This is a genomic window from Dactylosporangium sp. CA-233914, assembly GCF_050942935.1.
In the GTDB taxonomy this organism is placed as follows: Bacteria; Actinomycetota; Actinomycetes; order Mycobacteriales; family Micromonosporaceae; genus Dactylosporangium.
In genome coordinates this window covers 13068646-13093069 of record NZ_CP192030.1, presented here as the reverse complement: position 1 = coordinate 13093069, position 24424 = coordinate 13068646, and the positions used below count along the sequence as shown (strand labels likewise).

17 protein-coding genes are annotated in these 24424 nt (G+C 70.3%); 7 read left to right on the top strand and 10 right to left on the bottom strand.

Annotation, left to right across the window (positions count from 1 at the left end):
• Positions 1 to 11: 11 nt before the first annotated feature.
• Both ACQPY0_RS58705 and murJ read right to left on the bottom strand, forming a co-directional pair.
• Complete coding sequence (locus tag ACQPY0_RS58705) at positions 12 to 1526, bottom strand: protein kinase family protein (protein WP_432982586.1); 1515 nt, start codon at positions 1524 to 1526, stop codon at positions 12 to 14.
• A 1163-nt stretch (positions 1527 to 2689) separates the two neighbouring features.
• Positions 2690 to 4903 (bottom strand): murein biosynthesis integral membrane protein MurJ, encoded by a 2214-nt coding sequence (gene murJ, locus ACQPY0_RS58700; protein WP_432982583.1) that lies wholly within the window; start codon positions 4901 to 4903, stop codon positions 2690 to 2692.
• A gap of 170 nt (positions 4904 to 5073) precedes the next feature.
• Between murJ and ACQPY0_RS58695 the strand changes: the two genes are divergently transcribed.
• Positions 5074 to 6525, top strand: a complete 1452-nt coding sequence (locus ACQPY0_RS58695; protein WP_432982580.1) for a CCA tRNA nucleotidyltransferase — start codon at positions 5074 to 5076, stop codon at positions 6523 to 6525.
• On the opposite strand, the gene ACQPY0_RS58690 is transcribed toward ACQPY0_RS58695, so the two are convergent.
• A complete protein-coding gene (locus ACQPY0_RS58690; protein WP_432982577.1) occupies positions 6503 to 7516 on the bottom strand; it encodes a peptidylprolyl isomerase in 1014 nt (337 codons plus the stop codon). The two genes, ACQPY0_RS58695 and ACQPY0_RS58690, sit on opposite strands and share 23 nt — an antisense overlap.
• A gap of 245 nt (positions 7517 to 7761) precedes the next feature.
• Here ACQPY0_RS58690 and ACQPY0_RS58685 point away from each other — a divergent pair, with 245 nt between their 5' ends.
• Complete coding sequence (locus tag ACQPY0_RS58685) at positions 7762 to 8628, top strand: hypothetical protein (RefSeq protein ID WP_432982574.1); 867 nt, start codon at positions 7762 to 7764, stop codon at positions 8626 to 8628.
• Positions 8629 to 8632: 4 nt separating this feature from the next.
• Here the strand turns inward: ACQPY0_RS58685 and ACQPY0_RS58680 are convergent, their stop codons facing one another.
• From ACQPY0_RS58680 to ACQPY0_RS58670, 3 genes are all read right to left on the bottom strand, one after another.
• Positions 8633 to 9979 (bottom strand): MFS transporter, encoded by a 1347-nt coding sequence (locus ACQPY0_RS58680; protein WP_432982571.1) that lies wholly within the window; start codon positions 9977 to 9979, stop codon positions 8633 to 8635.
• Positions 9980 to 10073: 94 nt separating this feature from the next.
• Positions 10074 to 11597, bottom strand: a complete 1524-nt coding sequence (locus tag ACQPY0_RS58675) for a flotillin family protein (RefSeq protein ID WP_432982568.1) — start codon at positions 11595 to 11597, stop codon at positions 10074 to 10076.
• Positions 11598 to 11613: 16 nt separating this feature from the next.
• The gene (locus tag ACQPY0_RS58670) at positions 11614 to 12114 is read right to left on the bottom strand and encodes an NfeD family protein (protein WP_432982565.1); all 501 of its coding nucleotides are present in this window, start codon (positions 12112 to 12114) and stop codon (positions 11614 to 11616) included.
• Positions 12115 to 12194: 80 nt separating this feature from the next.
• Between ACQPY0_RS58670 and ACQPY0_RS58665 the strand changes: the two genes are divergently transcribed.
• Positions 12195 to 12683, top strand: a complete 489-nt coding sequence (locus tag ACQPY0_RS58665; protein WP_432982562.1) for a methylated-DNA--[protein]-cysteine S-methyltransferase — start codon at positions 12195 to 12197, stop codon at positions 12681 to 12683.
• 42 nt (positions 12684 to 12725) lie between these two features.
• On the opposite strand, the gene ACQPY0_RS58660 is transcribed toward ACQPY0_RS58665, so the two are convergent.
• Both ACQPY0_RS58660 and ACQPY0_RS58655 read right to left on the bottom strand, forming a co-directional pair.
• Positions 12726 to 13805: an inositol-3-phosphate synthase gene (locus ACQPY0_RS58660; protein WP_432982559.1), complete on the bottom strand. Its 1080-nt coding sequence runs from the start codon at positions 13803 to 13805 to the stop codon at positions 12726 to 12728.
• A 23-nt stretch (positions 13806 to 13828) separates the two neighbouring features.
• The gene (locus ACQPY0_RS58655) at positions 13829 to 14431 is read right to left on the bottom strand and encodes a PadR family transcriptional regulator (protein WP_432982556.1); all 603 of its coding nucleotides are present in this window, start codon (positions 14429 to 14431) and stop codon (positions 13829 to 13831) included.
• A 184-nt stretch (positions 14432 to 14615) separates the two neighbouring features.
• Here ACQPY0_RS58655 and ACQPY0_RS58650 point away from each other — a divergent pair, with 184 nt between their 5' ends.
• From ACQPY0_RS58650 to ACQPY0_RS58635, 4 genes are all read left to right on the top strand, one after another.
• Positions 14616 to 15032 carry a DUF5318 domain-containing protein gene (locus ACQPY0_RS58650; protein WP_432982553.1) on the top strand — a complete coding sequence of 139 codons (417 nt, stop codon included), beginning with the start codon at positions 14616 to 14618 and terminating at the stop codon, positions 15030 to 15032.
• A gap of 153 nt (positions 15033 to 15185) precedes the next feature.
• On the top strand, positions 15186 to 18005 hold the full coding sequence (locus ACQPY0_RS58645; protein ID WP_432982550.1) for a transglycosylase domain-containing protein: 2820 nt from the start codon (positions 15186 to 15188) through the stop codon (positions 18003 to 18005).
• 56 nt (positions 18006 to 18061) lie between these two features.
• Entirely contained in the window at positions 18062 to 19294 is a 1233-nt protein-coding gene (locus tag ACQPY0_RS58640; RefSeq protein WP_432982547.1) for a glycosyltransferase 87 family protein, read from the top strand.
• Positions 19295 to 19304: 10 nt separating this feature from the next.
• Positions 19305 to 20789: a glycosyltransferase family 87 protein gene (locus ACQPY0_RS58635; protein WP_432995878.1), complete on the top strand. Its 1485-nt coding sequence runs from the start codon at positions 19305 to 19307 to the stop codon at positions 20787 to 20789.
• Positions 20790 to 21318: 529 nt separating this feature from the next.
• On the opposite strand, the gene ACQPY0_RS58630 is transcribed toward ACQPY0_RS58635, so the two are convergent.
• Positions 21319 to 23640 (bottom strand): hypothetical protein, encoded by a 2322-nt coding sequence (locus ACQPY0_RS58630; protein ID WP_432982544.1) that lies wholly within the window; start codon positions 23638 to 23640, stop codon positions 21319 to 21321.
• The gene (locus tag ACQPY0_RS58625) at positions 23637 to 24410 is read right to left on the bottom strand and encodes a deoxyribonuclease IV (RefSeq protein ID WP_432982541.1); all 774 of its coding nucleotides are present in this window, start codon (positions 24408 to 24410) and stop codon (positions 23637 to 23639) included. Before ACQPY0_RS58625 ends, ACQPY0_RS58630 begins: the two co-directional genes overlap by 4 nt.
• Positions 24411 to 24424: the final 14 nt, after the last annotated feature.

The following is a 24424-nucleotide window of genomic DNA, read 5'->3' as shown; positions in this document are numbered from 1 at the left end:
GGTTCGTGGGGTCACTGCACCAGGACGGTTATCTCTCCGATAGACGCGCGGTATCCGCCGGCGCTGTCCTTGGGCAGCTTCGTGATCCACACCAGCAGATATCGCGTCTTCTGCTCCGGCCCGTTGAAGAACGTGGTGGCGTTCATGCCCTGCCGCGAGCCGACCGCCCGGTATTGCGCCACGGTCTGCTGGTCCTGCGCCGAGCCGCTGCCCAGGTCCTGCGTCCCCATGCGCAGCTCGCCGTCGGCGCCGGGCGTCTGGAGCTGGACCTTCACGGAGACGACCTGCTTCTCCTCGCCGAGGTCGATCCACACGCCCATGCCGGGCTTCTTGCCGCCGAAGTCGGCCCTGTTGTAGCGGTCGGTCTTCCACACCGTGTTGGCGTCGCCGTCGACCGTCTTGGCCGCGTCCTTGACCTCGGTGCGGTCGCCAGCCGGGTCGACGATGCGCACCTTCGACGGATCGATCTTGAACTCGACCGGCTGCCCGGCCGGCTTGGCCTGCTGCGACGAACTCGGCCCCGGCGGCGGCCCGGACGAGGACGTCTCCGGCGTGGCGGGGTCACCCAGCACCCGCGCGGCGGCGAGCGTGCCGGCCAGCGCGAGCACGAGCAGGCCCACGACACCCACGGCGAGCTTGCGCCCGGCCGGCTTCGGCGGGGCAGGCGACGCCGCTGCGGAGTCGAAGGCGTCGAAGTCGACGCGCCCGCCGCCCTCCTCGGCCGCCATGTCCTCCTCGTCGAAGGAGCCGAACGAGGCGAGCTCGCCCGCGAGTGACTCGGCCGAGGGCAGCGGAAGATCGGGATTGAGCAGGTCGGCGACGAGCGAGTCGAGGTGCGCCGGGACGCCGGCGCGCACCTGGCGCGGCGACTGCAGCGCACCGGAGGAGTCGCGCACGCCGTCGGGAGCCGAATACGACCCGGCCTCGGCGTGCGGCCAGTAGCCCGTCAGCGCGCAGTAGAGAATGGCGCCGATCGTCCTGATGTCCGCCTCGGGCGTGGCGCCGTCGTCGGCTCGGGCGTCGGTGAGCACCACGCGCCCGTCGTGGGCAACCAGGACCGTGCCGGGGTGCACGTTGCCGTGCGCCATGCCGGTCCCGTGCAGCGCCGCCACCGCGTCGGTGACGGCCCAGGCGATCGCGACCGACCGCCCGGCGTCGAGGGGCCCGGACGCGACGATGTCCCGCAGCGCGATGCCGTCCACCCACTCGCGCACGACATAAGCCCGGCCACCCTCGTCGATGGCGTCATACACGCCGACGAGGTGCGGGTGCACGATCCGGCTGGCGGCGACCGCTGCGGCCAGCATCTCCTTGGCGCTCTCCCCGCCGGGGTAGCGTGTGACGACCGCCACCGGGCGGCGCAGGATGACGTCGATGCCGCGGTAGAGCTGGCGGCCCAGCGAGTCGCTGCCGATGTGTTCTTCGAGCTGGTATCGCTCGGCAAGGATTTCACCGACGGATGGGATGCCGAAGGTCAGGACCTGAGGGATGCCCCCAGCCTCCAGCCCTTCGTCGAGCTCAGCCACCCGTCCTCCCTTCCGATCCGTGTGCCGACCTGTGGCGTCCGTCGTAACGCGAGTCGCAGTCACTAAGCCTAAGCGCTTCGGCAGGGCGCCGGGGTTGACCTTACCTGTCGCCTCTTCGGTCTCCGACACGTCATCATCTCCGGACCACCCCGTGCAGGGCCAATTGATCACCCATGTCAGGACATGACGGTCATTTACGCTTCACCCAATTTTCAGGGATTCGTCGCACCCCACCGCGCGACCGGCCCATTCGCGCCCACCGGTACTCGACAAATGTGACGAATCGCCGATCCCGCCGCCCCTCGGAGCCAAGACCGCACGCGCCGCACAGAGGTCACACGCGCCCGACGCCCTGAAGGGTTCAACCAGACCGCCGAATGAGATCCGTCTCTCCGGTCACCCAGAGGTGGACGTGTCGATGAGCCACCGATCGCCGAGCGATCCGGCCCACACGTCGAGTCGCCGGCCGGGTGGGATAGGTCCGGACCTTGGCAGCGGCCGAGCGAGCCCCAGCGCCCTCCGCGGCCGAGGCGGGTCTCAGCGGCCGACCGGCTCGGGCGGGTCTCAGCGGCCCGAAGCGCGACGCCGACGTGTTCGGGGCCGTCGCGCGGCTCAGGCGGGCCTCGGCGGCTGAAACGGCCCGGACGGGCCTCATCGGCCGAGCAGGCCGCAGCGGCCCTCAGCGGCCGGGCGGCCCGGGCGGGGCCTCGGCGGCCGAGCGGCTCAGGCGGGCCTCAGCGGCCGGGCGGCTCAGGCGGCCCTCAGCGGCCGGGCGGCCCGGGCAGGGCCTCAGCGGCCGAGCGGCCCGGGCAGGGCCTCAGCGGCTGAAACGGGCCCGACAAGCCTCGTCGGCCGAGCAGGCCGCAGTGGCCCTCAGCGGTCGCGCGGCCCGGGCGGGGCCTCGGCGGCCGAGCGGCTCAGGCGGCCCTCAGCAGCCGGGTGGCCCGGGCGGGGCCTCGGCGGTCGAGCGGCTCGGGCGGGCCTCAGCGGCTGAAACGGGCCCGACAAGCCTCGTCGGCCGAGCAGGCCGCAGTGGCCCTCAGCGGTCGCGCGGCCCGGGCGGGGCCTCGGCGGTCGAGTGGCTCAGGCGGGCCTCAGCGGCCAGCGGCCGAGCGCCCTCAGCGGCCGAGCGCCCTCAGCGGCCGGGCGGCCCGGGCGGGGTCTCAGCGGCCCAGGCGGGAGCGGATCATGCCGGCGAACTGGCGGACCTCCGGCACCTTCAGGAAGATCGCGGCCGCCGCGTAGACCGCTACGAGGACCGCGCTGCCGAAGATCAGCTGGACGATGCCCTGCAGCTTGCCCGGGTCGATGATCTGGCCGATCAGCCAGGACACCCCTAGGGCCAGCAGGCCGCCGGCGACGGCGGCCGCGGTCAGGCGGATCAGGGTGTCCAGCAGCCGGCGTAGGCCCAGGCGGCCCAGGCGGCGGCGCAGGAGCACGTAGCCGACGATGAGGGCCGCGACGAAGGACAGGGCGGTGCCCACCATCAGCGACGTCGTCACCACGGCGACTGGCAGGAGCACGTAGAAGCCGATGTCCAGAATCAGGCGGATGGCCACGCCGCCGATGTTGACCAGCGCGGGCGTCTTCGTGTCGCGCATGGCGTAGAAGACGCTCGTCTGCATCTGGCTCAGGGCGAAGGGGACCAGGCCCAGGCCGGCCGCGGCCACCACCGAGCCGGTGGCCAGGGACTGGTCGTAGTCGTAGCTGCCCCAGTTGAACAGCGTCACGGCGAGCGGGCGGCCGAGGACCACGTAGATCGCGGCGGCGGGGATGAGGATCACCGAGGCCAGGCGGCTGCCCTGGGCCAGCTGGTCGGTGACGTCGCCGAAGCGGCCGTCCGCGGCGGCGGCGGAGATGCGGGGCATGATCGCCGTGATGACGGACACCGCCACAATGCCGTGGGCCATCATGAAGATCAGGAAGGCGTTGTTGAACACCGCCGGGCCCTCGCCGCCGCGGAGCTGGTTGTTCTTGGCCAGCGCCATGACGACCGTGATGCCCAGCTGGTAGACGCCGACGTAGAGCAGCATCCAGGAGCTCAGCTTGGCGAGCTCCCGCAGTTGCAGCTTGCGGAAGTCGAAACGCCACTTCCACCGGAACCCGGTCTTGCGCATGGCTGGCCACAGGCCGGCCGCCTGCACGATGATGCCGAGCGTGGTGCCCAGGCCGAGCACGAGGATCTGGGTGAGGGTGATCGTTTCCGCGGTGGGCAGGCCGCCGCCGCGCACCAGGATGAAGACGCCGGCGGTGACGATGATGACGATGTTGTTGAGGATCGGCGTCCACATCGGGGCGGCGAAGTGGCCGCGCACGTTGAGGATCGCGGCGAAGATGCCGGCCAGGCCGTAGAAGAAGATCTCCGGCAGCAGCAGGTAGGCCAGCACGGTGATCAGGTGCCGGTCGGCCGACGTGACCTTGTCGTTGCCGAGCGTGTAGATCGCCGTGATGAGCGGGGCCGCGACGACCACGATCAGGGTGGCCGCGCCGAGCGCGACGGCGGCCAGGGTCAGCAGGCGCTGGGCGTGGGCCTCGCCGCGGTCGGGCTCCTCCTTGCGGGCCCGCACCAGCGTCGGGATGAGCACGCTGGCCAGGACGCCGCCGAGGAGCAGTTCGTAGACCTGGTTGGGCAGGTTGTTGGCGAGCGTGTAGTCGTCGCCGACCACCTGGCCGCCGATGGCCGCAGCTATCGCCGCCGCCCGGATGAACCCGGTGGCCCGGCTGACCAGGCTCAGGATCGCCATTGTGCTGCTGTTGCGCACCACGGTGCCGGTGCTGTCGTCGTCGGCCGCGGTCGGCGGCGCGGACTCCTCGACGACCGGCGCGTCGACGACGACCTGCGGCCGCGACATGACCAGCGGCAGAGCGACGGTCGGCGCGTTGGCGGGGTCGATGGCCATTCCCTCAGGGCGGCGCCCCACGTGCAGCCGCACGGTCTGGCCCGGGTCGAGGGGCCCGGCCGGAGGCGGCGCCGGTGGCCGTGGGTGCGCGGGCGGCTGGGGCCGCAGCACCTGCGTCGGTCCACCCGCGAAGCCCTCACCGGGCGGTGGAGCGATCGGCGGTCCGCCCGCGAAACTCTCCCCGGGCGGTGGAACGATCTGGGTGGGCCCCGCAGAGGGCGAAACGACCGTCGGGCCACCCCCGAAGCCCTCACCCGGCGGCGGAACGATCTGGGTGGGCCCGGCCGACGACTCGGGCGGCGGCAGGACCTCCGTGGCCTCCTCGGGCGCCCGGTGGGCACCGGCCCGCCGTCGTGGCGGCTCAGGCGGCTCGGCCGGGAACTCCGCCGCGGGAGGCGCGGACTCGCCCGGCCGCAGCGAAACGGTCGGCTCGTTGCTCCAGCGGTCCCGCTGTGCCGGGTCCGTCCCCGGATCCATGCGCCACACCCCAACTCGGCCATACGTCCGCTCTGCCACCGACTCGCAGCACAGACCATAGTGGCACCCCCCGACACTTCCGAGGGGCCGCCGATTATCACGCGACCCGACGCACATCGGACCGCTACCCTCGGTGCCTGCTTCCCCCGTCGCGATAGGCTGATCGACCGATGCCCGAGACCATCCGCGCCCTGAACGATGCCCAGCGCCACGCCGTGCATGAGCTGCTGCGTGTCTCCCCCATTGCCGACGAGCTCGGCCACCGGTTCGCCCGGGCCGGCCACGAGCTGCACCTGGTTGGCGGCTCGGTCCGCGACGCACTGCTGGGCAAGCTGGGCGAGGACCTGGACTTCACCACCGACGCCCGGCCCGAGCAGACCCTGAAGATCATCGACGGGTGGGCCGAGGCGGTGTGGACCACCGGCCAGGAGTTCGGCACGATCGGGCTGGCCCGCCGCGGGCTGCGCATCGAGGTCACGACGTTCCGCGCGGACGCGTACGACCGCGTCAGTCGCAACCCGATCGTCCGCTTCGGCGACAGCCTTGCCGAAGACCTGCGCCGGCGCGACTTCGCCGTCAACGCGATGGCGGTGTCGGTGCCGGAGCATGAGTTCTCCGACCCGTATGGCGGCCTGAACGACCTGGCCCAGGGGGTGCTGCGCACGCCGGGCCGGCCGGAGGAGTCGTTCGCCGATGACCCGCTGCGGATGCTTCGCGCCGCGCGGTTCGTGAGCAAGCTGGGCTTCGCGGTCGCGCCCGAGGTCCGCGCCGCGATGACCGCGATGGCGCCCGACCTCGGCCGGATCACCGCCGAGCGGATCCGCGACGAGTTCATGAAGCTCATGTGCGGCCAGGACCCGCTCGCGGGCCTGCGGCTGCTGGTCGACACCGGCCTCGCCGAGCAGTTCCTGCCGGAGCTGGCCGGCCTCAAGCTGGAGATCGACGAGCACGCCCAGCACAAGGACGTCTACGAGCACACGCTGATCGTCGTGCGCAACGCGATGGGCTTCGAGCGCGAGGGCCCCGACTTCACGCTGCGCATGGCGGCCCTGATGCACGACATCGGCAAGCCGGCCACGAAGGCGGTCGGCCCGGACGGCGGGGTGAGCTTCCACCACCACGAGATCGTCGGGGCCCGGCTGACCAAGCAGCGGATGAAGGCGCTGAAGTTCCCGAAGGACGTGATCTCCGACGTCGCCGAGCTCGTGGCGCTGCACCTGCGCTTCTATGGGTACGGCCGCGGAGAGTGGACGGACTCGGCCGTCCGGCGTTACGTGACCGACGCCGGCCCGCTGCTGCCCCGGCTGCACAGCCTGACCCGCTCGGACGTGACCACGCGCAACCGGCGCAAGGCGGCGCAGCTCGCGGCCGACTACGACGCGCTGGAGGAGCGGATCGCGCGCATCGCCGCCGAGGAGGACCTGGCCCGGGTCCGGCCCGACCTCGACGGCAACGCGATCATGGAGCTGCTCGGGGTGCCGCCCGGCCCGATCGTGGGCCGCGCCTGGCGCCACCTCAAGGAGCTGCGCCTGGAGCACGGCCCGCTCGAGCACGACGAGGCCGTCGCCGAGCTCTTGCGGTGGGCCGCGGCGGAGGGCGTCACGCCACCCGGATCTCGCTGATCTGGACGGCCAGCTTCGGCGGGCCGTCCGGCTCCCCCGTGGTCGTGCCGCCGGCGGCGATCCGGTCGAGCAGGTCCATCCCGCTGGTCACGGTGCCGAAGACGGTGTAGTCGGGCGGGATGTCGCTGTCCTTGTACACCACGAAGAACTGCGACCCGTTCGTTCCCGGACCCGCGTTGGCCATCGCGATCGTGCCCCGCGGGTAGGGCGGCACGGTCGTCGGCAGGTTCTCCTCGCCGAACTGGTAGCCGGGCGTGCCGGTCCCGGTGCCGCTCGGATCGCCGCACTGCAGCACGTACAACCCGTCCGTGGTGAGCCGGTGACACGGCGTGTCGCTGTAGAAGTCGTCGCGCGAGAGGTGCACGAAGGAGTTCACGGTGCAGGGGGCGCGGTCGGCGTACAGCTGGATGCCGACCGGTCCCAGGTTCGTCTGGATCGTGGCGTTCACCCGGCCGGTCAGGGTGGCCTTCGGCGCGGGTGTCGCGATGAGGCGCGTGTCGCCCTGGCCGCGCTCGGCCGAGCTGTACGCGCAGGGCACCCCGGCGGGCTGCGACGAGCGGACGCCCGTCGGGCCGGCCGCCGGGGCGCTGCCGGCGTCGGTGGTCAGCGGCGCGCCGACCTGGGGTGCCAGGCCGCGGCCCGAGGCGGCCGGACCGGTCGCGACCAGGCCACCGAGCGACTCGGTGTCGTCGTGGCCGGGCCCGATCGCGAGGTACGCCACGACGGCGACCACGGCCAGGGCGAGCACCGCGCCGCCGGCGACCGGCACCAGCCGGCGTCGTCGACCACCGTCACCGGCTTCGCCGGGCGGCAGGGCTGCCGGCGGGGAAGGCGGCGGGAACTGTGGGGGCTCCTTGGCGGAGTACGGCGCCGAGGACCGCAGCGACTCGGGCCGCACGGCCCCCGGGACGCCGGGCTCGGGTGCGGACGGCGGAAGCGGTTCGGCGAGCTCTGGCGGCCGCGCGTCGCCGGGCTCCGGTGGCGTTGACATTGCGTAATCGTACGACTACAAAATGCCACCACCTCGTCACCTGTTGCTCAATAGCACCAGGTTGTCGGAACCCCGACCTCCCATGCGTCGTGCATGTGGCGATTCAGCCGGTTCTGTGCGTAGACCCGGTGGGCTACCGTCGCTAACACGTAAATCCCCCTTCGTCGGCCGCAAGCCCTGGGCCGGTACTCCCGGAAGACCTGAAACTGGAGGCAGACATGCAGCCGTGTCCAACCTGCGGCGGCATGGGCATCGATGCGAACGGCTACTGCACGCAGTGCCGCACATATCGGGGCGTCCCGCAGGCGCCCCAGCAGCCGACGAGCGGCACGCCGTACAGCGGCGGGCCGTACGGCGGACAGCAGCCCTATGCCGGATACCCCACCAGCTCCGGACCTTCATACTCGGCTCCACCCTCATACAACGACCCGATCTCGGCCCCGCCCACCGCCTACGGCTCGACGTACGGCGGCTCGTCCTCCTCGGGCGGCGGCCGGAACAAGTTCCTGATGCCGATCCTGGCGCTCTCCGGCGTCCTGGTCCTCCTCGTCGTCGCGATCGTGGTCGTCGCCGCGCTCAAGAACGGCGACGACAAGAAGGACCCGGCGGCCAACCCGACCAACGGCGGCCCGACGGCCACCGACAAGGCGACCACCAAGGCCGCCGCGACGATCGACGAGTGCCTGGTCGGCACGTGGCAGACGAAGACATACACCCAGCAGGTGGCGATGGACGGCGTCGGCAACGTGCCGATCACGCTGAAAGAGAACGGCTCGGTGCTCAAGTACACGCCCGACGGCAAGATGACCGAGACGTACAAGGACACCACCCTCATCGGCAACCCGACGGTCTCGGGCACGGTGGTCGCGATCACGCTCACGGTGAACGCGACGGTCACGGGGAACGTCTCGACGACGGCCGGCAGCATCGCGTATCAGAACCTGCAGTCGACGGGCACCCTGAACACCAAGGCGCCGTCGATCAACTACGACGAGACCGAGCCGTTCACGACGGACGACAACCCGGCGAAGTACACCTGCAACGGCGACAACCTCACGATGAGCACGTCGCAGGTCAACATGACCGCGAAGAAGACCAGTTCGTCGTACTGACGAGCTAACGCCCGGCCGGGCCGGCGATGTCGTCGCCGACCCGGCGGGCCCAGCGGCCGCCCAGCGCCGCGTAGCCCACCCCGGCCAACACGTAGCCGAGCGCGACGGTGCCGAGCACCGCGGCCGAGCGGCCGGTGTCGGGCAGGGTGAGCGCCCCGAGGTACATCCCGGCGACCAGCGTCACGTTGAACGCGGTGTCGTTGATGCTGAACACCCGCCCGCGGAACTCGTCCGCGCACTCGTGCTGCAGCGCGGTGTCGGTCACGATCTTGATGGCCTGCGCGGCCAGGTTGGTGACGAACACCGCCCCGAGCAGGAGCACCGGGTCGAACGGCAGCCCGAAGCCCAGGATCGCCGCCCCGGTCGCGATCAGCACCGCCGTCACCCAGCGCCAGCCGCCGATGCGGCGCGAGAGCGCGGGCGTCACGAACGAGGCGATGACCATGCCGACGCCGCCGGCCAGGAACGCGTTCGCGATGGTGCCGAAGGAGCCCGTCGGGTCGTCGCCGTGGTTGAACACGGTGCGGAACAGCAGCAGGCAGGCGAGCAGGATCACGCCGTACAGCAGCCGGAATGTCGCCTGCGCCAGCACCAGGAACGCCGCTCCGCGCCGGGCGGCCAGGTGCCGGACCCCGGCCACGGTGCCCAGGCTGGTCTCGCGCAGCGCGGTCAGGATCGAGCCGCCCCGCCGGTCGGCGTCGTCCGGGCCGAGTTCGTCCGGGCCGAACGAGGCCCGCCCGAGCAGCGCGGAGGCGAGGTAGAAGAACCCGGCGAGGCCGGCGACGAGCGCGTATCCGTGAAACGACGTGGCCAGGACCGTCTTGATGAGCGTCGCGCCCGCTCCGATGCCCAGCGAGAAGCTGAGTGAGCCCAGCGTGCCGGCGAACGAGTTCGCGGTCACCAGGCCCCGGTCGGGCACCACGTGCGGCGTCGCGGCGGAGAGGCCGGCCAGGAAGAACCGGTTGAGGCCGATCACGATCAGGGCGAGCAGGAACGGCACCGGCGAGTGCTCGCCCCGCCAGATGTAGAACGCGATCGGCAGGACCAGCAGCGTGCGGACCAGGTTGCCGACGCTGATGATCGAGCGGCGCCGCCAGCGGTCCAGGAACACCCCGACGTAGGGGCCGACCAGGGAGTACGGCAGCAGCAGGATCGCGAAGCCGGCCGCGATCGCCAGGCCCCCCGCCCGCTTCTCCGGGTTGAACAGGACACTGCCGGCCAGCGCGCCCTGGAAGAGCCCGTCGCCGATCTGGGCCACGACCCGGACGGCGACCAGCCACCGGAAGCCTCGTTGCCGCAGCACCGCCCGTACGAAATGGGTCTGTGCATGGGCGGCGAGGACGGTGGACACCGCAAAAGCCTACGGCGCCGCCGGGCGACGCGGCCCCCACGAACGGAAGGGGACCCGCACCGGACGGTGCGGGTCCCCTAACTGAAGGTATGGGTTACTTGGGCGCCTCGACGGCCGGCTTGCCGTTGACCGGCTCGACGACGTCGTCGCCGGCCAGCCCGCCGAGCCGGCTCAGCAGCTTCTGCAGGTCGATGCCGGTCAGATCGGTGCCGAGCTGCAGACCCTGGGCGACGTTGTTCGCCACCGACTTGGACAGCGACGACGCGCCGTCGGTCGAGATGACCGTCATGCGGTCGATGTTGCCCATCGGGTCGCTGGCCGCCTTGACCACGTCCGGCATCACCCGCACGAGCAGGTCGAGGATCGCGGCCTCGCCGTAGGTGGCGAACGCGTCAGCCTTGAGCCGCATCGCCTCCGCCTCGGCCTGGCCGCGGGCCAGGATCGCCGACGCCTCCGCCGCGCCCTCGCGCTCCAGCGCCTCGGCGATCGCGACGCGGCGCCGCTGCTCCGCCTCACCTTCCTTGGCACCCTCGATGGCGTTGGCCTCGGCGAGCGCGGCGCGGCGGGACCGCTCGCCCTCACCGGTGAGGCGGGCCTGCTCAGCGGAGGCCTGCGCGGCCGCGATGGTCGCCTGCCGCTGCGCCTCGGCCTTGAGGATCGCCGCGTTCTTGGCCGCCTCGGCCTCCTGCTCGACGCGGTACCGCTCGGCGTCGGCCGGCTTGCGCACCTCGGTGTCGAGCTGGCGCTGCTTGAGCTCGGCGTTGCGCTCGGCCACCTTCTGCTGCTCGCCGAGGATCGCCTGGTCGCGTTCGGCCTGCGCGAGCGGGCCGGCCGCGGCCGACTTCGCCCTGGCCGCGTCGATCTCGGCCTGGATGCCGGCCTGCTTGAGCGCCAGGTTGCGGTTGGCCTCGGCGATCGCCTCCTCGGCCTTGAGCCGCTCGGACTCGGCGGCCTGGCGGGCGTGCGCCTCGGCGATGGCCGCGTCGCGCACCACCCGGGCCGCCTCGGGGCGGCCCAGGTCGGCGAGGTAGGAGCCCTCGGCGAAGATGTCCTGCAGCTGGAAGGTGTCCAGCACCAGGCCCTGGTTGGTGAGCGAGTGCTCGGCCTCCTCCGCGACCGCGCCGGCGAACGCGGTGCGGTCCCGGATGATCTCCTCGATGGTCAGCCGGCCGACGATCGAGCGCAGGGCGCCGGCGAGGACCTCGCTGGTGAACAGGTCAATGCCCTGCTGCTGGTTGAGGAAGCGCTGGGCCGCGGCGCGGATGGCGTCCTCGGTGCCGCCGACCTTGACGATCGCGACGCCCTGCAGGTTGGCGCGGATGCCCTGCTTGCTCACCGCGCCGGTGATCTCGACGTGGATGCGGCGGCTGGAGAGGTCCAGGACCTGAAGCTTCTGCACGATCGGCACCACGAAGACCGAAGCGCCCATGACGACCTTCTGGCCCGAGAGGTCGGTCGAGCGGGTGCCGTCGACGCCCTGCACCGACTTGCCCTTGCGGCCGGTGATGATGAAGGCCTCGTTGGGCCCGGCCACCTTGATCCGCGAGACGATGAAGATCACCAGGAACAAGATCAACAGAATGCCGCCACCGATGGCGACCAGCAGGACTGTGTCCATCCGCTTCCTTCTTTATTTAGAGGGGGGTCTCTTCCACGATCACGCTGGTGGGGCTCGTCGCCTCCACCACGAAGACGCGGGCGCCGAGCGGGATGGGCCGGTCGGCGCGGGCATTGAGCTTCACGGGCTGGCCGCCGAGGGAGATGCGGACCTCGCCGAAGCCGTTGCCGGTGATGGGCGTCACGATGACGCCGGTGGTGCCGATCATGTCCCGCTGGGTCGGGGTGGCGTCGGTGCGCATGTTGATCGCCAGGCGGGCCAGGCGGGTGGCGAGCCAGGCGGTCGGCACGGCCGCGACGACGCCCGCGGCGACCGGCACCAGCAGCCCGTCGGAGCCGGTCACCGCCGCGACGGCCGCGCCGGCGAAGCCGAAGGCACCGATGAAGCCGGCGACGGCGGGCACCGAGAACGGCCCGGCGGCGTCGGGATGGCCGAAGTGGAAAAGATCGCCGATGAGCACGGACAGCGCCAGCACGACGATGCCGGCCCCGCCGATGATCAGGAACGTCGTCTCCACGGACCCCCTCCTACCAGGACAACTGCAGGGTAGCGGGGACACGCCACCCAGGTCGTCGGTGAAAGGGGCAGAATTGGCGGGTGCGGTGGGTAGAAGTGCAGGCGCCGATCGATGCGCTGGGCGTCGCGGTCGACGATCAGGGCATCTGCCGGGTTCATTTCGGCGGGGTGCCGCCGAACGCGCGGACCGCCGAGCCGGACGAGGTGCTCAAGCGCGCCACCGACGAACTCGCCCGCTATTTCGCCGGCGAGGACGTCACATTCACGGTGCCGTTGTCGGTGCGCGGCGGCTCGGATTTCGAGCGGGCCGTCTGGCGGCAGCTCTCCGCGATTCCGTACGCCGAGATGCGCACCTACGGCCAGATCGCGGCCGCCGTCGGCGAGCCGGACGCGGCCCGCGCCGTCGGCACCGCCTGCAACCACAACCCGATTCCGGTCATCATTCCCTGCCACCGCGTCGTGGGCGCCGACGGCAAGCTGGTCGGCTTCGGCGGCGGCCTGTGGCGCAAGAAGCTGCTGCTCGAACTCGAGGCCCGGGTCCGTATCGAGCGCGAGTTCGGCCTGGGATGACAAAATGGGCCGGCCCCGAAGGGCCGGCCCACTCGCAAATTCTCAGCGCTCGATCTCGCCCTTGATGAACTTCTCCACCGAGTCGTGGGCGTCGTGGTCGTTGTACTGCACCGGCGGCGACTTCATGAAGTAGCTCGAAGCCGACAGGATCGGGCCGCCGATACCGCGGTCCTTGGCGATCTTCGCGGCGCGCAGCGCGTCGATGATGACGCCCGCCGAGTTCGGCGAGTCCCACACCTCGAGCTTGAGCTCGGCGTTGAGCGGAGTGTCGCCGAAGGACTTGCCCTCGAGGCGGATGTAGGCCCACTTGCGGTCATCCAGCCACGGCACGTGGTCCGACGGGCCGATGTGCACGTCCGACTTCACCATCTCGTGCGGGATCTGGGACGTCACCGACTGGGTCTTCGAGATTTTCTTCGAGACCAGGCGGGTGCGCTCCAGCATGTTCATGAAGTCCATGTTGCCGCCGAAGTTGAGCTGGTACGTGCGCAGCAGTTCGACCCCGCGGTCCTCGAACAGCTTCGCCAGCGCACGGTGCACGATCGTGGCCCCGACCTGGCTCTTGATGTCGTCGCCGACGATCGGCAGCCCCGCGTCGGTGAACTTCTGCGCCCACACCGGGTCGGACGCGATGAAGACGGGCAGCGCGTTGACGAAGGCGCAGCCGGCGTCGATCGCGGCCTGCGCGTAGAACTTGTCGGCCTCCTCGGAGCCCACGGGCAGGTAGGACACGACCACGTCGACCCGCGCCTCGCGCAGGGCGGCGGCCACGTCGACCGGCTGCTCGTCGGACTCCTCGACGATCTCGCGGTAGTACTGACCCATGCCGTCGAGCGTCGGGCCGCGCTGGACGGTCACGCCGGTCGGCGGGACGTCGCAGAACTGGATCGTGTTGTTCTCGCTCGCGCTGATGGCCGCGGCCAGGTCCTGGCCGACCTTCTTGGCGTCGACGTCGAACGCCGCCACGAACTCGATGTCGCGGACGTGGTAGTCGCCGAACTTGACGTGCATCAGACCCGGTACCCGGTCATTCGGGTCGGCGTTGCGGTAGTACTCCACGCCCTGGATCAGGGACGAGGCGCAGTTGCCGACACCGACGATGGCAACGCGGACGGAGCTCATCGCGGATGCCTCCTTCTTGTTGTTCACGATGACCGCTCCGGATCTTGTGCCGAAGGCGGCTGAGGGGTGGTGCCATTGCGTTCGTTCGCAATGAGCTCTTCGAGCCAGCGAACCTCGCGCTCGCAGGCGTCCAGGCCGTGGCGCTGCAGCTCGAGCGTGTAGGCGTCGAGCCGCTCGGCGGCCCGGCTGAGCACGTCGCGCATGCCCTCGCGACGCTCCTCGACGCGACGCCGGCGGCCCTCGAGGATCCGCAGCCTGGTCGCTCGGTCGGTGCGCGCGAAAAACGCGAAGTGCACGCCGAAACCGGCCTCGCTGTCGTAGGTCTCGGGTCCGGCGGCGCTGAGCAGCTCCTGGAACCGCTCCTTGCCCTCCGCGGTGATCGTGTAGACCACCCGGCCGCGCTTGCTGGTGAGCAGGGGCACCTCGTCGGCGCCCGCCGGCATGTTCGCGGGCGGCGCACCCTCGGTGATCCAGCCATCGGCCTGCAGGCGGCGCAGCGTCGGGTAGAGCGATCCGTAGCTGATTGCGAACCGGAACGCCCCGAGCTTGGTCGTCAGCTGCTTGCGCAACTCGTAGCCGTGCATCGGGGACTCGTGCAGGAGACCCAGGATCGCCAGTTCGAGCACTCCCGGCCTCCTTCCATTAACCGGCCCGATGTATCGGACCGATACATCGAACGGTAGGTCGTAGTCCGAGCGGATGCAACAAAACCGACCAAGTGGGCTCGCGCACAGCGCCGGTCGTCTATCGGATGGTTACCGATCGTGACCGATGTCGCCGTGAGGCAATTGACCGCGTACCCTCGGGCCCATGCGTACCCAGCGTCAGGTCGTCGACTTCTCCTTGCGGAGACGCGCCCTGCTGCGGGAGGTGCATTCCGGACGCGTCGGCACCTATGAGGTGTGCGACGCGTCGCCATACCTGAAGAGCGCTGCGAAGTTCCACGGCGAGCCGACCGATGAGCTGTGCCCCGTCTGCCGCCGGGAGAACCTCACCCACGTGCATTACATCTACGGGGACGAACTGCGGCAGTCCTCCGGGCAGGCGCGCCGGCTCGCCGAGCTGCCGATCCTCGCGATGACGCTGAGTGAGTTTCACGTGTATGTGGTGGAGGTCTGCCGTGCCTGCGGCTGGAACCACCTCGTCGAGCAATACCTCCTGGGGCGTGACGGGCTCGGCGACGACGGCGAACGGCCGGCGCGGGCGCAGGGAGGAGCGGCCGAGTGAACCTGTGGCGCATGACAAAGCGTTGTCAGGAGGGCGGACCTGCGGCGGGTGGCAACGGTGCCGCGCCGCATTGGCCGCCGCGAGAGTGGCGCAGCTCACAGACATGATGGCGACGGAGCATGCGACGACGATGCAACCGGCAAGGTGGGACGAATGAGCTACGGTGACCCGAGCAACCCCCAATCGGGCCGCGCGCAGGTTCCTGGAATCCAGCCGGAACCACCATCCCCCAGCCCCGCGTCGGCCCCGCCGGCCGGGCGGGCCCAGGTGGGGCGCGCCAGCGTCGGCCGGGCGGGCGGCGGCGCAAGCGGCTCGGCCAGTGTCGGATCCGCAAGCGTCGGATCCGCCGGTGTTGGATCGGCGGGCGTCGGCTCCGCGCGGGTCGCGGGCTCGGCCAGCGTGGGCGCGGCGAGCGTCGGCTCCGCCCGGGTCTCGCCGCCCGAGTCGCTGAGCGGCCGAGCCTCCGTGACCGGATCGGCGTCGGTGCCGGGCCCGGCGGGCCGGGCCACCGTCGGGCGGGCCGTGGTCGGCTCCGCCTCCGTCGGTGCGACTCCGCTGGGCGACGTTCTCGAGGGCCCTGGTGGGCCGGGCGGTCCCGGTGGGCCGGGTGGCCCGGGCCGGGGCGGCAGCGGCGGCAAGGACGGCCGCAGCCCCAGCGCCAAGGCCAAGCGGCGTCGCCGGCGCAACATCCTCATCGCGTCGATCGCCGCGTTCATCATGATCGCGGGCATCGGCATGGTGGCCGGCACGTACTACTTCGACCAGGTCGCGCTGCCCGACGACATCACACTGAACCAGTCGACGACCATCTACTACTCCGACGGCGTGACCCAGATGGGCCGCATCGGCGAGAACCGCACCGTCCTGACGAAGGACAAGATCCCGAAGGACATGGCGCACGCGGTGGTCGCGGCGGAGGACAACAGCTTCTACACCAACGACGGCGTCGACTACAAGGGCGTCGTGCGGGCAGCCTGGAACAACGTCACCGGCGGCGACCGGCAGGGCGCGTCGACGATCAGCCAGCAATACGCGCGGCACTGGGCCGATCTCGAGGGCGTCACCTATGCGCGCAAGGTGCGCGAGGCGGTCATCGCGCTGAAGCTCAACCAGCAGTACAGCAAAGACGAAATCATGACGATGTACCTCAACGTCGTCTACTTCGGTCGCGGCGCCTACGGCCTCGAGGCGGCCGCCCAGGCGTACTTCGGCAAGTCCTCGGACAAGCTTTCGACCGCCGAGTGCATGGTGCTGGCCGGGCTGATCAAGAACCCCGAGGGCAACAGCGGCAAGGGCAGCCCCTTCGACCCGAACATCGACAAGCAGAATGCCGTCGACCGGTTCAACTACATCAAGGCCCAGATGATCAAGCTGAACTTCGTGCCGCAGGCCGAGGCCGAGACGCGGATGAAGTATCCGGATACGGTCATCACCCCCGCCAGGGCGCGGGAGCTCGCCGGGTCGCAGCAGAACCTCAACAAGCCCGAGGGCCTCATCATCCACCACGTCCTCGGCGAGGTCGCGGCGCTCACGGACCCACGGACCGGCCAGCTGCTCTACGAGGACACCGACGCCAAAGGGGAGAAGAACTTCGACAGGATCCGCAACGGCGGCCTGAAGATCGTCACGACGATCGACAAGGACGTCCAGCCGATCGCGGTGCGCGAGGCGAGTCGCAACAAGGACTCGAACATGAACGGCCAGAAGGACAACCTGCAGGCCGCGCTCGTCGCGGTCGAGCCGGGGACCGGCGCGGTGAAGGCGTATTACGGCGGCGACAGCGGCAACGGCGGCGACTACGCCGGCTACTACAACGACCCGGTGCTCGGCACCGGCGAGGACAGCTGCTGTGGCGGTCACCCGCCGGGCTCGACGTTCAAGGTCTACACGCTGGCGACCGGTCTGATGGCCGGGTATCGCATCGACTCGAGGTGGGACGGCAACTCCCCGGGTGACTTCCCGAAGAGCGGCCGGTCGGCCAAGGGTGGCAACCCGGTCAAGAACGCCGGCGAGAACCCGACGTCGCACCCGGAGTGCGGTAGCTGGTGCACCCTCGAAGAGGTCACCGTCATGTCGCTCAACGTGCCGTTCTTCGCGCTCGCGGAGAAGGTCGGTCCGGACAAGGTGATCGACACGGCCCGCGCGGCCGGCATCACCGACATGTGGGCGACCGTCGGCGGCAAGTCGACCAAGATCGACCTGGAAAAGAACGCGGGCAAGGACGTCGTCCCGGGCAAGTTCAACACCGAGGTCGCGTTCGGGCAGTACCCGGTCACGGTCCTTGAGCACGCCGGCGGCATCGCCACCTTCGCGGCGCGCGGCTACGCGGCCAAGACGCACTTCCTCAAGGAGGTGTGGACCGAAGGCAAGAAGACCTACAGCGAGCCCATCAACCCCAAGCGCATCCCCGGCTGGACCGACGGGATGTCCGACGACCTCAACAAGGTGCTGCAGGGCGTGCCCGCGCACTACAAACTGAAGATGCGTGACGGCCGCCAGATCGCCGGCAAGACGGGCACGTGGCAGTACGGCCAGAACCAGAGCGGCAACGCGCACGCCTGGATGGTCGGCTACGCGGCCTACGACCCCGTCAAGAAGACGCCGGACCTGGCCGTGGCGGTCTGGGTCGGCAACAAGGGCGCCGAGCAGAAGATCGTCGACAAGAACGGGAAGGACATCATCGGTGGTTCGCTGCCCGGGCCGATCTGGCGCGACTTCCTCGACGGCGCGCTGACCGCGCTCAAGGCACCGAAGGTCAACTTCCGCCCGCCGGCCAACACCGGCCGCCTCGACGTCGGCACGGGCACCTCGCCGACGCCGAACGTGCCGGTGATCGATCCGAACAACCCGGGCGGCGGCAACGGCGGTAATAATGGCAACGGTGGCCAGACGCAGGACCCCGGCCAGGGCAACAGCCAAGGCCCGGGCGGCAACGGCGGCGGTGTCGTCCCGACCATCACCCGAAGGCGCTGACATCTGCAGGGTCTGATGTGTGCGGCCACGGCACCGGCGGTATGTTCGCCGGGACCGTGGCCGCATTTCGTTGGGGGTATGCGTTGGACGGGGGCTGGCGAAAGGCCGCCCGGTGGGTCCTGCTTGGGCTCTTCGTGGCGCTGGTCGTCTACGGCCACATCTGGTATCGCAACCGGCACGACTGGTTCGACCTAGGCATCTACCGGCAGGCCGTGAACTGGTGGCTCGACGGCCATGACCTCTACGACTTCGTCAAGCCCGACGACACCCAGGGCACGCTCGGCTTCACCTATCCCCCGTTCGGGGCGCTGATCCTCGTCCCGTTCGCGGTGCTGCCGTGGACCGGGGCGGTGGTGCTGTACAGCGTGATCACGATCGCCGCCCTGCTGATCACGACCTACTGGCTGCTCGCCCCCGTCGCCCGGGCCAAGGGCTGGGGCCTGCCGTTCGCGATGATCCTCGCGCTCGCCGTGATCAGCGCCCTGGAGCCGGTCCGGGAAAATTACACGTTCGGCCAGATCAACATGGTGCTCGTCCTGCTGGTCCTCGCCGACCTGCTCGTGCTGCTGCCCCGCGGCAGCCGCTGGGCCGGCGTGCTCATCGGGCTCGCCGCGGCGATCAAGCTGACGCCGGCCATCTTCATCGTGTATCTGCTGATCAGCCGCCGGTACCGTGCCGGGCTCACCGCGATCGCGAGCGCCGCGGCGGCGAGCCTGGTCGCGTTCGCCGTCGGGCCGCGGGCCTCGATCGACTTCTGGACGGACGCGCTGTGGCAGGGCGAGGGGATCGGCAGCGCGGCGTACACCTTCAACCAGTCCTTCTACGGAATGCTCGCTCGGCTCTCCGCCCCGCACGACCCGAATCGCCTGGTCTGGGCCGTGCTCGTGCTGGCCGCGCTCGGGTTCGGGCTGTGGCGGGCCCGCCGGGCAGCGCTCGTCGGCGACGAGGTGGTCGGCCTGACCATCACCGGCATCGTGGGCTGCCTGATCAGCCCGATCACCTGGGTCCATCACATCTACTGGTTCGTGCCGGCGCTGATCGTGCTCGCCGCGTCGCGCCGGCACGCCTGGTTCGCCGTGCTCATCGCGCTCACCGTCGGCCTCGGCCTGGTCTCCTGGTTCGAGCAGGGGCTGCCGGTCGACCCGTGGAGCCACGGCGTCCAGGGATTCATGATCAAGAATTGGTACCTGCTGCTGATGGTCGCGTTGCTCTTCGCTCTGCCGATCCGCGCGGATGCCCGAGTTGTGGCGGGGGAATCCACCGCTTCCGAGCCGGCGACGGTACGGTGACACGATGCCGATGAGTCTGGGCCAGCCGAATGCGCGACCCGAGCATCTAGTCGACGAGCCCGCCAACTCCGACCGCTTCATCGGTGGCCTGTCCGAGTCGATCGGTGGGCCCCTCGGCACCCACGCCGTCCGGTCCCGCGTGCGCCTGCCCGGCGGCGGCCGCTTCTGGACCCCGGCGCGGGTCGTGCTGCTGCTCATCTGCGCCATGCTGAGCTTCCACTGGATGCAGAAGTCCCCCTGTCGCGACGCCGCGTGGGTGGACATGAAGCAGTACAAGTACTTCTGCTACACCGACGTCCTCGCCCTGTACTACGCCGAGGGCCTCAACGAGGGCCAGGTCCCCTACGCCGACCACCAGGTCGAGTATCCGGTGCTCACTGGCGCCTTCATGGGCGTCCTCGGCCTGCCGGTGCACAACCTGCACGAGCGCGGCGTGGTGCAGAACGACGGCCAGACGTTCTACGACGTCAACGCGGTCGTCCTGGGCGCCTTCGGCATCGCGGCCGTCGCGGCGACCCTGGCGGTGCGTCGCCGCCGGCCCTGGGACGCCGCGCTGCTCGCCGTCGCGCCGGCCCTGTTCGTCTCCGCCACCGTCAACTGGGACCTGTTCACGGTCGGCCTGACCGCCGTGTCCATGGCCTACTGGGCGAAACGAAGACCCGTGCTCGCCGGGGTCTTCCTCGGCCTCGCGACGGCGGCGAAGTTCTATCCGATGCTGATCATCGGCGCCCTGCTGGTGCTGAGCATACGCACCGGCAAATGGAAGGACTTCTTCGTCTACGTCGGCTCCGGCGTGGCGACCTGGGTCGTCGTCAACGCGCCCGTCGCGTTCTTCTTCTGGGAGTCGTGGAAGAAGTTCTGGGAGTTCAACCAGCTGCGCGGGATCGACTGGGGCACCCTGTGGTACATCGGGGCACACTTCCCGCGCGGCTCCGGGCAGTACGGCTTCCCGTTCTTCCAGAACCTCGACACCGATCCCAAGCACGCGACGCTCAACATCCTGTACCTCGGGCTGTTCCTGATCTGCTGCGCGGGCATCCTGATCCTCGGGCTCACCGCGAAGAAGGAGCCCCGCCTGGCGCAGTTGGCGTTCCTGATCGTGGCGGCGTTCCTGCTCACCGGCAAGGTCTGGTCTCAGCAGTACGTCCTGTGGCTGATCCCCCTCGCGGTCCTCGCCCGGCCCCGCTGGGGAGCGTTCCTGGCCTGGCAGGTGGCGGAAGTGCTCTACTTCGTCTCCTTCTACGGGGAACTCATGGGCGCCTCCGGTCGCCAGGTGTTCCCCGAGGGCGTCTTCGTCCTCGCCTCGATCCTGCGGCTCGTCACCCTGGCGGTCGTCGTCGGATACGTCATCCGCGACATCCGAAATCCCCAGGAGGACGTGGTCCGGCAAACGTACGAGGGGCAGGATCCCGACGGCGGCATCTACAACGAGGAGCCGCTCGGAGAGGATCTGCTGGAGCCGCCGCCCGCTCCGGCCCTGGCCAAGGCGGGCTAGATCGGTTTCACGTGAATCAACCAGCGGCCCGGTTCGATGTCTCCCATCGAGCCGGGCCGCTTTTTGTTGGGCGGGTGCTCCGCGCCGCGACCGCGGGCCCAGCACCAGGCTTGTCGACGGCCTCAAACGACCAAGAAGCGAACTGGCGTCGGCGGGCAACTTTCACGCCATCGTGGCGTCGGGCGGCTGACCGGATTCATACGGTGATGGGGTATAAGTCGGATGCAGCGATCAGGCCGCCGGGACTCGAGCTCCTCGGCAGCGCGCGTTGGACGCTCGGCCGGGCGGCGACCAGCAGCGCCAGGAAGCCGACCACGCCCGCACGGCGGCGAAGACCACCTCGATGCTGGTGACGAGGCCGGCCATCGCGGACGGCTGGGCCGCGAAGGCATGGGGTTGTACTTCTGCCCATTCCGCAGCGGACTACTCCCTGCGTGGGCCTCGTACACGCGGCTGAGCACCGAGCCGAGAACCACCGTGCCCAGACCGCCCCGCGTTGGGTGGGGGCGGCCTGGGCGCGGTGGACCCGTCAGCCGTCGATCTTGTACAGAATGACGTTGCCCTGTTCGGTGCGGGTTATGCCGAGGCCGTCGATCGGGGCGTCGATCGCCTTCGCGTAGGGCGTGCCCTGGGCATGCTCGCGCAGGACCACCACGGTGTGGATCTTCATCTCGCGCAGCTGGGTGACCGTGGCCTCGTCCGGGAACTGCTGCATGTTGAGGCGCAGCACCTCCTGGTCGTCCGGGGTGAAGCCACTGCCGCCGTTGACCATCTTGGGCAGGCCGTCGGTGCTCCAGAGCATCACGTTCATGTCGAACAGCTCGCTGGTCGGCAGGACGATCAGCGGGGCCTGCAGGGTGCTCATCGCGACCGGCGCCGGCGGCACCTCCGGGTTGGGGCCCGGCTTGTGCAGGCCCTCGGCCAGGACCAGCACGAGCGGGATCAGCGTGACGACGCGCCACACGCCCGCGCGGTTGTCGAGGTTGTCGGACTGGGTACGGTCGGAGAAGAGTTCGACCGCCCGATCCGAGAACGCGCTCACCGCCCCGGCCGCGAGCAGCGCCAGGAACAGCGTCACCCAGACCATGAGCCGGCCCGAGGTCCGGATGCCCTCGAAGCCCGGCAGGATGCGATAGAGCGCCATGTATCCGAAGTCGCCCTGGGCCGGCCCGTTGCTGCCCATCGCGAGGATGGTCGTCAGCAGCACACCGGAACCGAGCAGGATGCGGTGTTGCAGCTTCCACACGGAGACGAACAGGCCGGCGAAGGCGAGCCCGTAGAGGAAGAAACCCGGCAGCAGCGCCATCTCGGGCGCCCACCCCAGCGTGGAGCGGGCGTTGGCATACGCGTCGCCCCACAGCCACGACTCCGGCGGCGAGATGAAGAAGCCCTTCAGCGGCGGCGAGAACAGGCTGATGATCTCCGCGCTGCGCTTGGCCTCCTTGTGCTGCTTGAGGACCTGCAGGTAGGGGTACGCCATCATCGCGCTCACCCCGGCGAACACCAGCCCGCCGCCGAGGTTGGCCAGGAAGAGCTTCCAGCCGAACGGGCGCGGCGACGGCCAGCGCCGCAGCGCGTATCGGTATCCCCACGTGATCGCGGTGACCAGCACGATGAACAGCAGCGCGTAGGCGAACGGGATGCCGATGCCGAAGCCGAGGCTGATCTGCCACGCGGCGACCAGCCAGCCGCCCAGCACCCAGCCCCAGCGGCGCTTCTCCGGCTCGTATCCGCGCCGCAGCGAGAACCCGTGCCCGCGGGCCAGCATCGCCAGCGCCAGCGCGATCCCGCCGATCGACAGCACGTGCAGGTGCCCGGCCTGCCCGAGCCGCCACGGCGCATACGCGAACGCGGCACCCGCGACCACGGCCCCGGTGCGCCCCGCCCCGAGCTGGCGGACCAGCGCATAGGCGCCGAAGAAGGCGAAGGCGAAGATGAAGATGAAAATGATGTTGTACCGCACGACGGCGGCCTCCGGCCCCGAACCGATCATGCCGGCCGGCGCGTAACCGAGCAGGGTGTCGGAGAACGCGTAGCTGTACTGATCCGGGTAGAACGCGTTGGCGTGCCACAGCTGCAGCGGGTCGGTCGTGAGGATGTGCCCGGCCCACGCCATCTGCCAGGCCTGCAGCGTCGGGTCCCAGATGTCCTGCGGGATCGTCGTCGCCGGATGCCGCACCGCGGGCCAGGTCATGACGATCGCGAGCAGGACCGACCCGATCGCGGCCAGCGTCCACTCGTGCGCGAAGAACCGGACCAGCGCCGACCCGCTCCTGGTGGTGATCCTTCGCGCCCGCCCCTGCACGAGCTCCGGCTCGGGCCCGAACGCGCCGAACGGGTCTTTGGGCTCCCCGTCGTCCTTATCCCCGGCCTCCGGCGAGCCCTCGGCCTTCTCCTTCTCGTCCGGCCCCGTCTTCGCAGCGCCGGCCGTGGCAGAGCCGTTTTCCGCGTCGTTGGCATCGGCCTTGGCCCCGTCGGCCCCTGCCCCATCGCCCTTGGCCACTGCTCCGTCGGCCTGAGTTCCATCGGCCCCAGTCCCGTCGCCCTTGAACCCCTTGGCCCCTGCTCCGTCGGTCCCAGTCCCGTCGGCCTTGGACCCGTTGGCCCCTGCCCCGTCGGTCCCAGCTCCGTTGGCCTTGGCCCCGTCGGCCTCGTCGGCATTCACCGCATCACCCTCGGCGTCACCCGCCCCAGCCTCGTCCGCCTCCGGCTTCCCGGCATTCCCGTCGTCGGCATCCGCGCCGGACCCGGCCGCGGACTCGCCGGCCGCCCCGCCAGGGTGCTTCGTGTTGGGCACAGTGTGCGCTGAATCCGGGGAATCGTCCTCGGACACCGTCGGAACGTTGCTCACGCCAGCCGCTCCCGCAGGTAGGTGATGTCGGCGCCCTGACCCTCGGCGCCTCCCGGAGTCTCGACGAGGGCCGGGGCGCCGGCCGCGCGGATCACCGCGACGATCAGCTCCGGATCGATCTCGCCGGTTGTCATGTTGTCGTGCCGGTCGCGGCCGGAGTCGAAGCCGTCGCGCGAGTTGTTCGCGTGGATCAGGTCGATGCGGCCGGTGATCTCCTTGACCCGGTCGACGATGCCGAGGAGGTCCTCGCCGCCGGCGTGCGCGTGGCAGGTGTCGAGGCAGAAGCCGACCTCGTAGTCGCCGATCGCGTCCCAGAGCCGGGCGAGGTTGTCGAAGCGCCGGGCGCAGGCGTTGTCCCCGCCGGCCGTGTTCTCGATCAGCACCGGGGTGGCGAACCCGCCCTGCTCCGCCGCATACGCAAAGGTCTTGCGCCAGTTGTCGAACCCGCCGGCCAGGCCGTCGGCCTTCTCGACGTGGCCGCCGTGCACGATGAGGCCCTTGGCGCCGACCTTGGCCGCCCCGGCCGCATGGCTGAACAGCAGCTTGCGGCTCGGGATGCGGATGCGGTTGTTCGAGGAGGCGACATTGATCCGATACGGCGCGTGGACATAGACGTCGATCTCGGCCGCGCGGATCGCCTCGGCGTCGTCGCGATCCTTGGGATCGGTCCAGCCCTGCGGGTCGGTCAGGAAGAACTGGATGAGGTCGGCACCGCGCGCGGCGGCCTCAGCCAGCGGCTCAGCGGGGTCGACGTGAGCACCGATTCGCATGCCGCAGAGCGTAC

Excerpts from the sequence above, each read along its gene's own strand:
- murJ (WP_432982583.1), bottom strand. The coding sequence starts at position 4,903 with ATGGATCCGGGGACGGACCCGGCACAGCGGGACCGCTGGAGCAACGAG.
- ACQPY0_RS58635 (WP_432995878.1), top strand. The coding sequence starts at position 19,305 with ATGAGTCTGGGCCAGCCGAATGCGCGACCCGAGCATCTAGTCGACGAG.
- ACQPY0_RS58650 (WP_432982553.1), top strand. The coding sequence starts at position 14,616 with ATGCGTACCCAGCGTCAGGTCGTCGACTTCTCCTTGCGGAGACGCGCC.
- ACQPY0_RS58675 (WP_432982568.1), bottom strand. The coding sequence starts at position 11,597 with ATGGACACAGTCCTGCTGGTCGCCATCGGTGGCGGCATTCTGTTGATC.
- ACQPY0_RS58660 (WP_432982559.1), bottom strand. The coding sequence starts at position 13,805 with ATGAGCTCCGTCCGCGTTGCCATCGTCGGTGTCGGCAACTGCGCCTCG.
- ACQPY0_RS58695 (WP_432982580.1), top strand. The coding sequence starts at position 5,074 with ATGCCCGAGACCATCCGCGCCCTGAACGATGCCCAGCGCCACGCCGTG.
- ACQPY0_RS58625 (WP_432982541.1), bottom strand. The coding sequence starts at position 24,410 with ATGCGAATCGGTGCTCACGTCGACCCCGCTGAGCCGCTGGCTGAGGCC.
- ACQPY0_RS58685 (WP_432982574.1), top strand. The coding sequence starts at position 7,762 with ATGGGCATCGATGCGAACGGCTACTGCACGCAGTGCCGCACATATCGG.
- ACQPY0_RS58645 (WP_432982550.1), top strand. The coding sequence starts at position 15,186 with ATGAGCTACGGTGACCCGAGCAACCCCCAATCGGGCCGCGCGCAGGTT.
- ACQPY0_RS58690 (WP_432982577.1), bottom strand. The coding sequence starts at position 7,516 with ATGTCAACGCCACCGGAGCCCGGCGACGCGCGGCCGCCAGAGCTCGCC.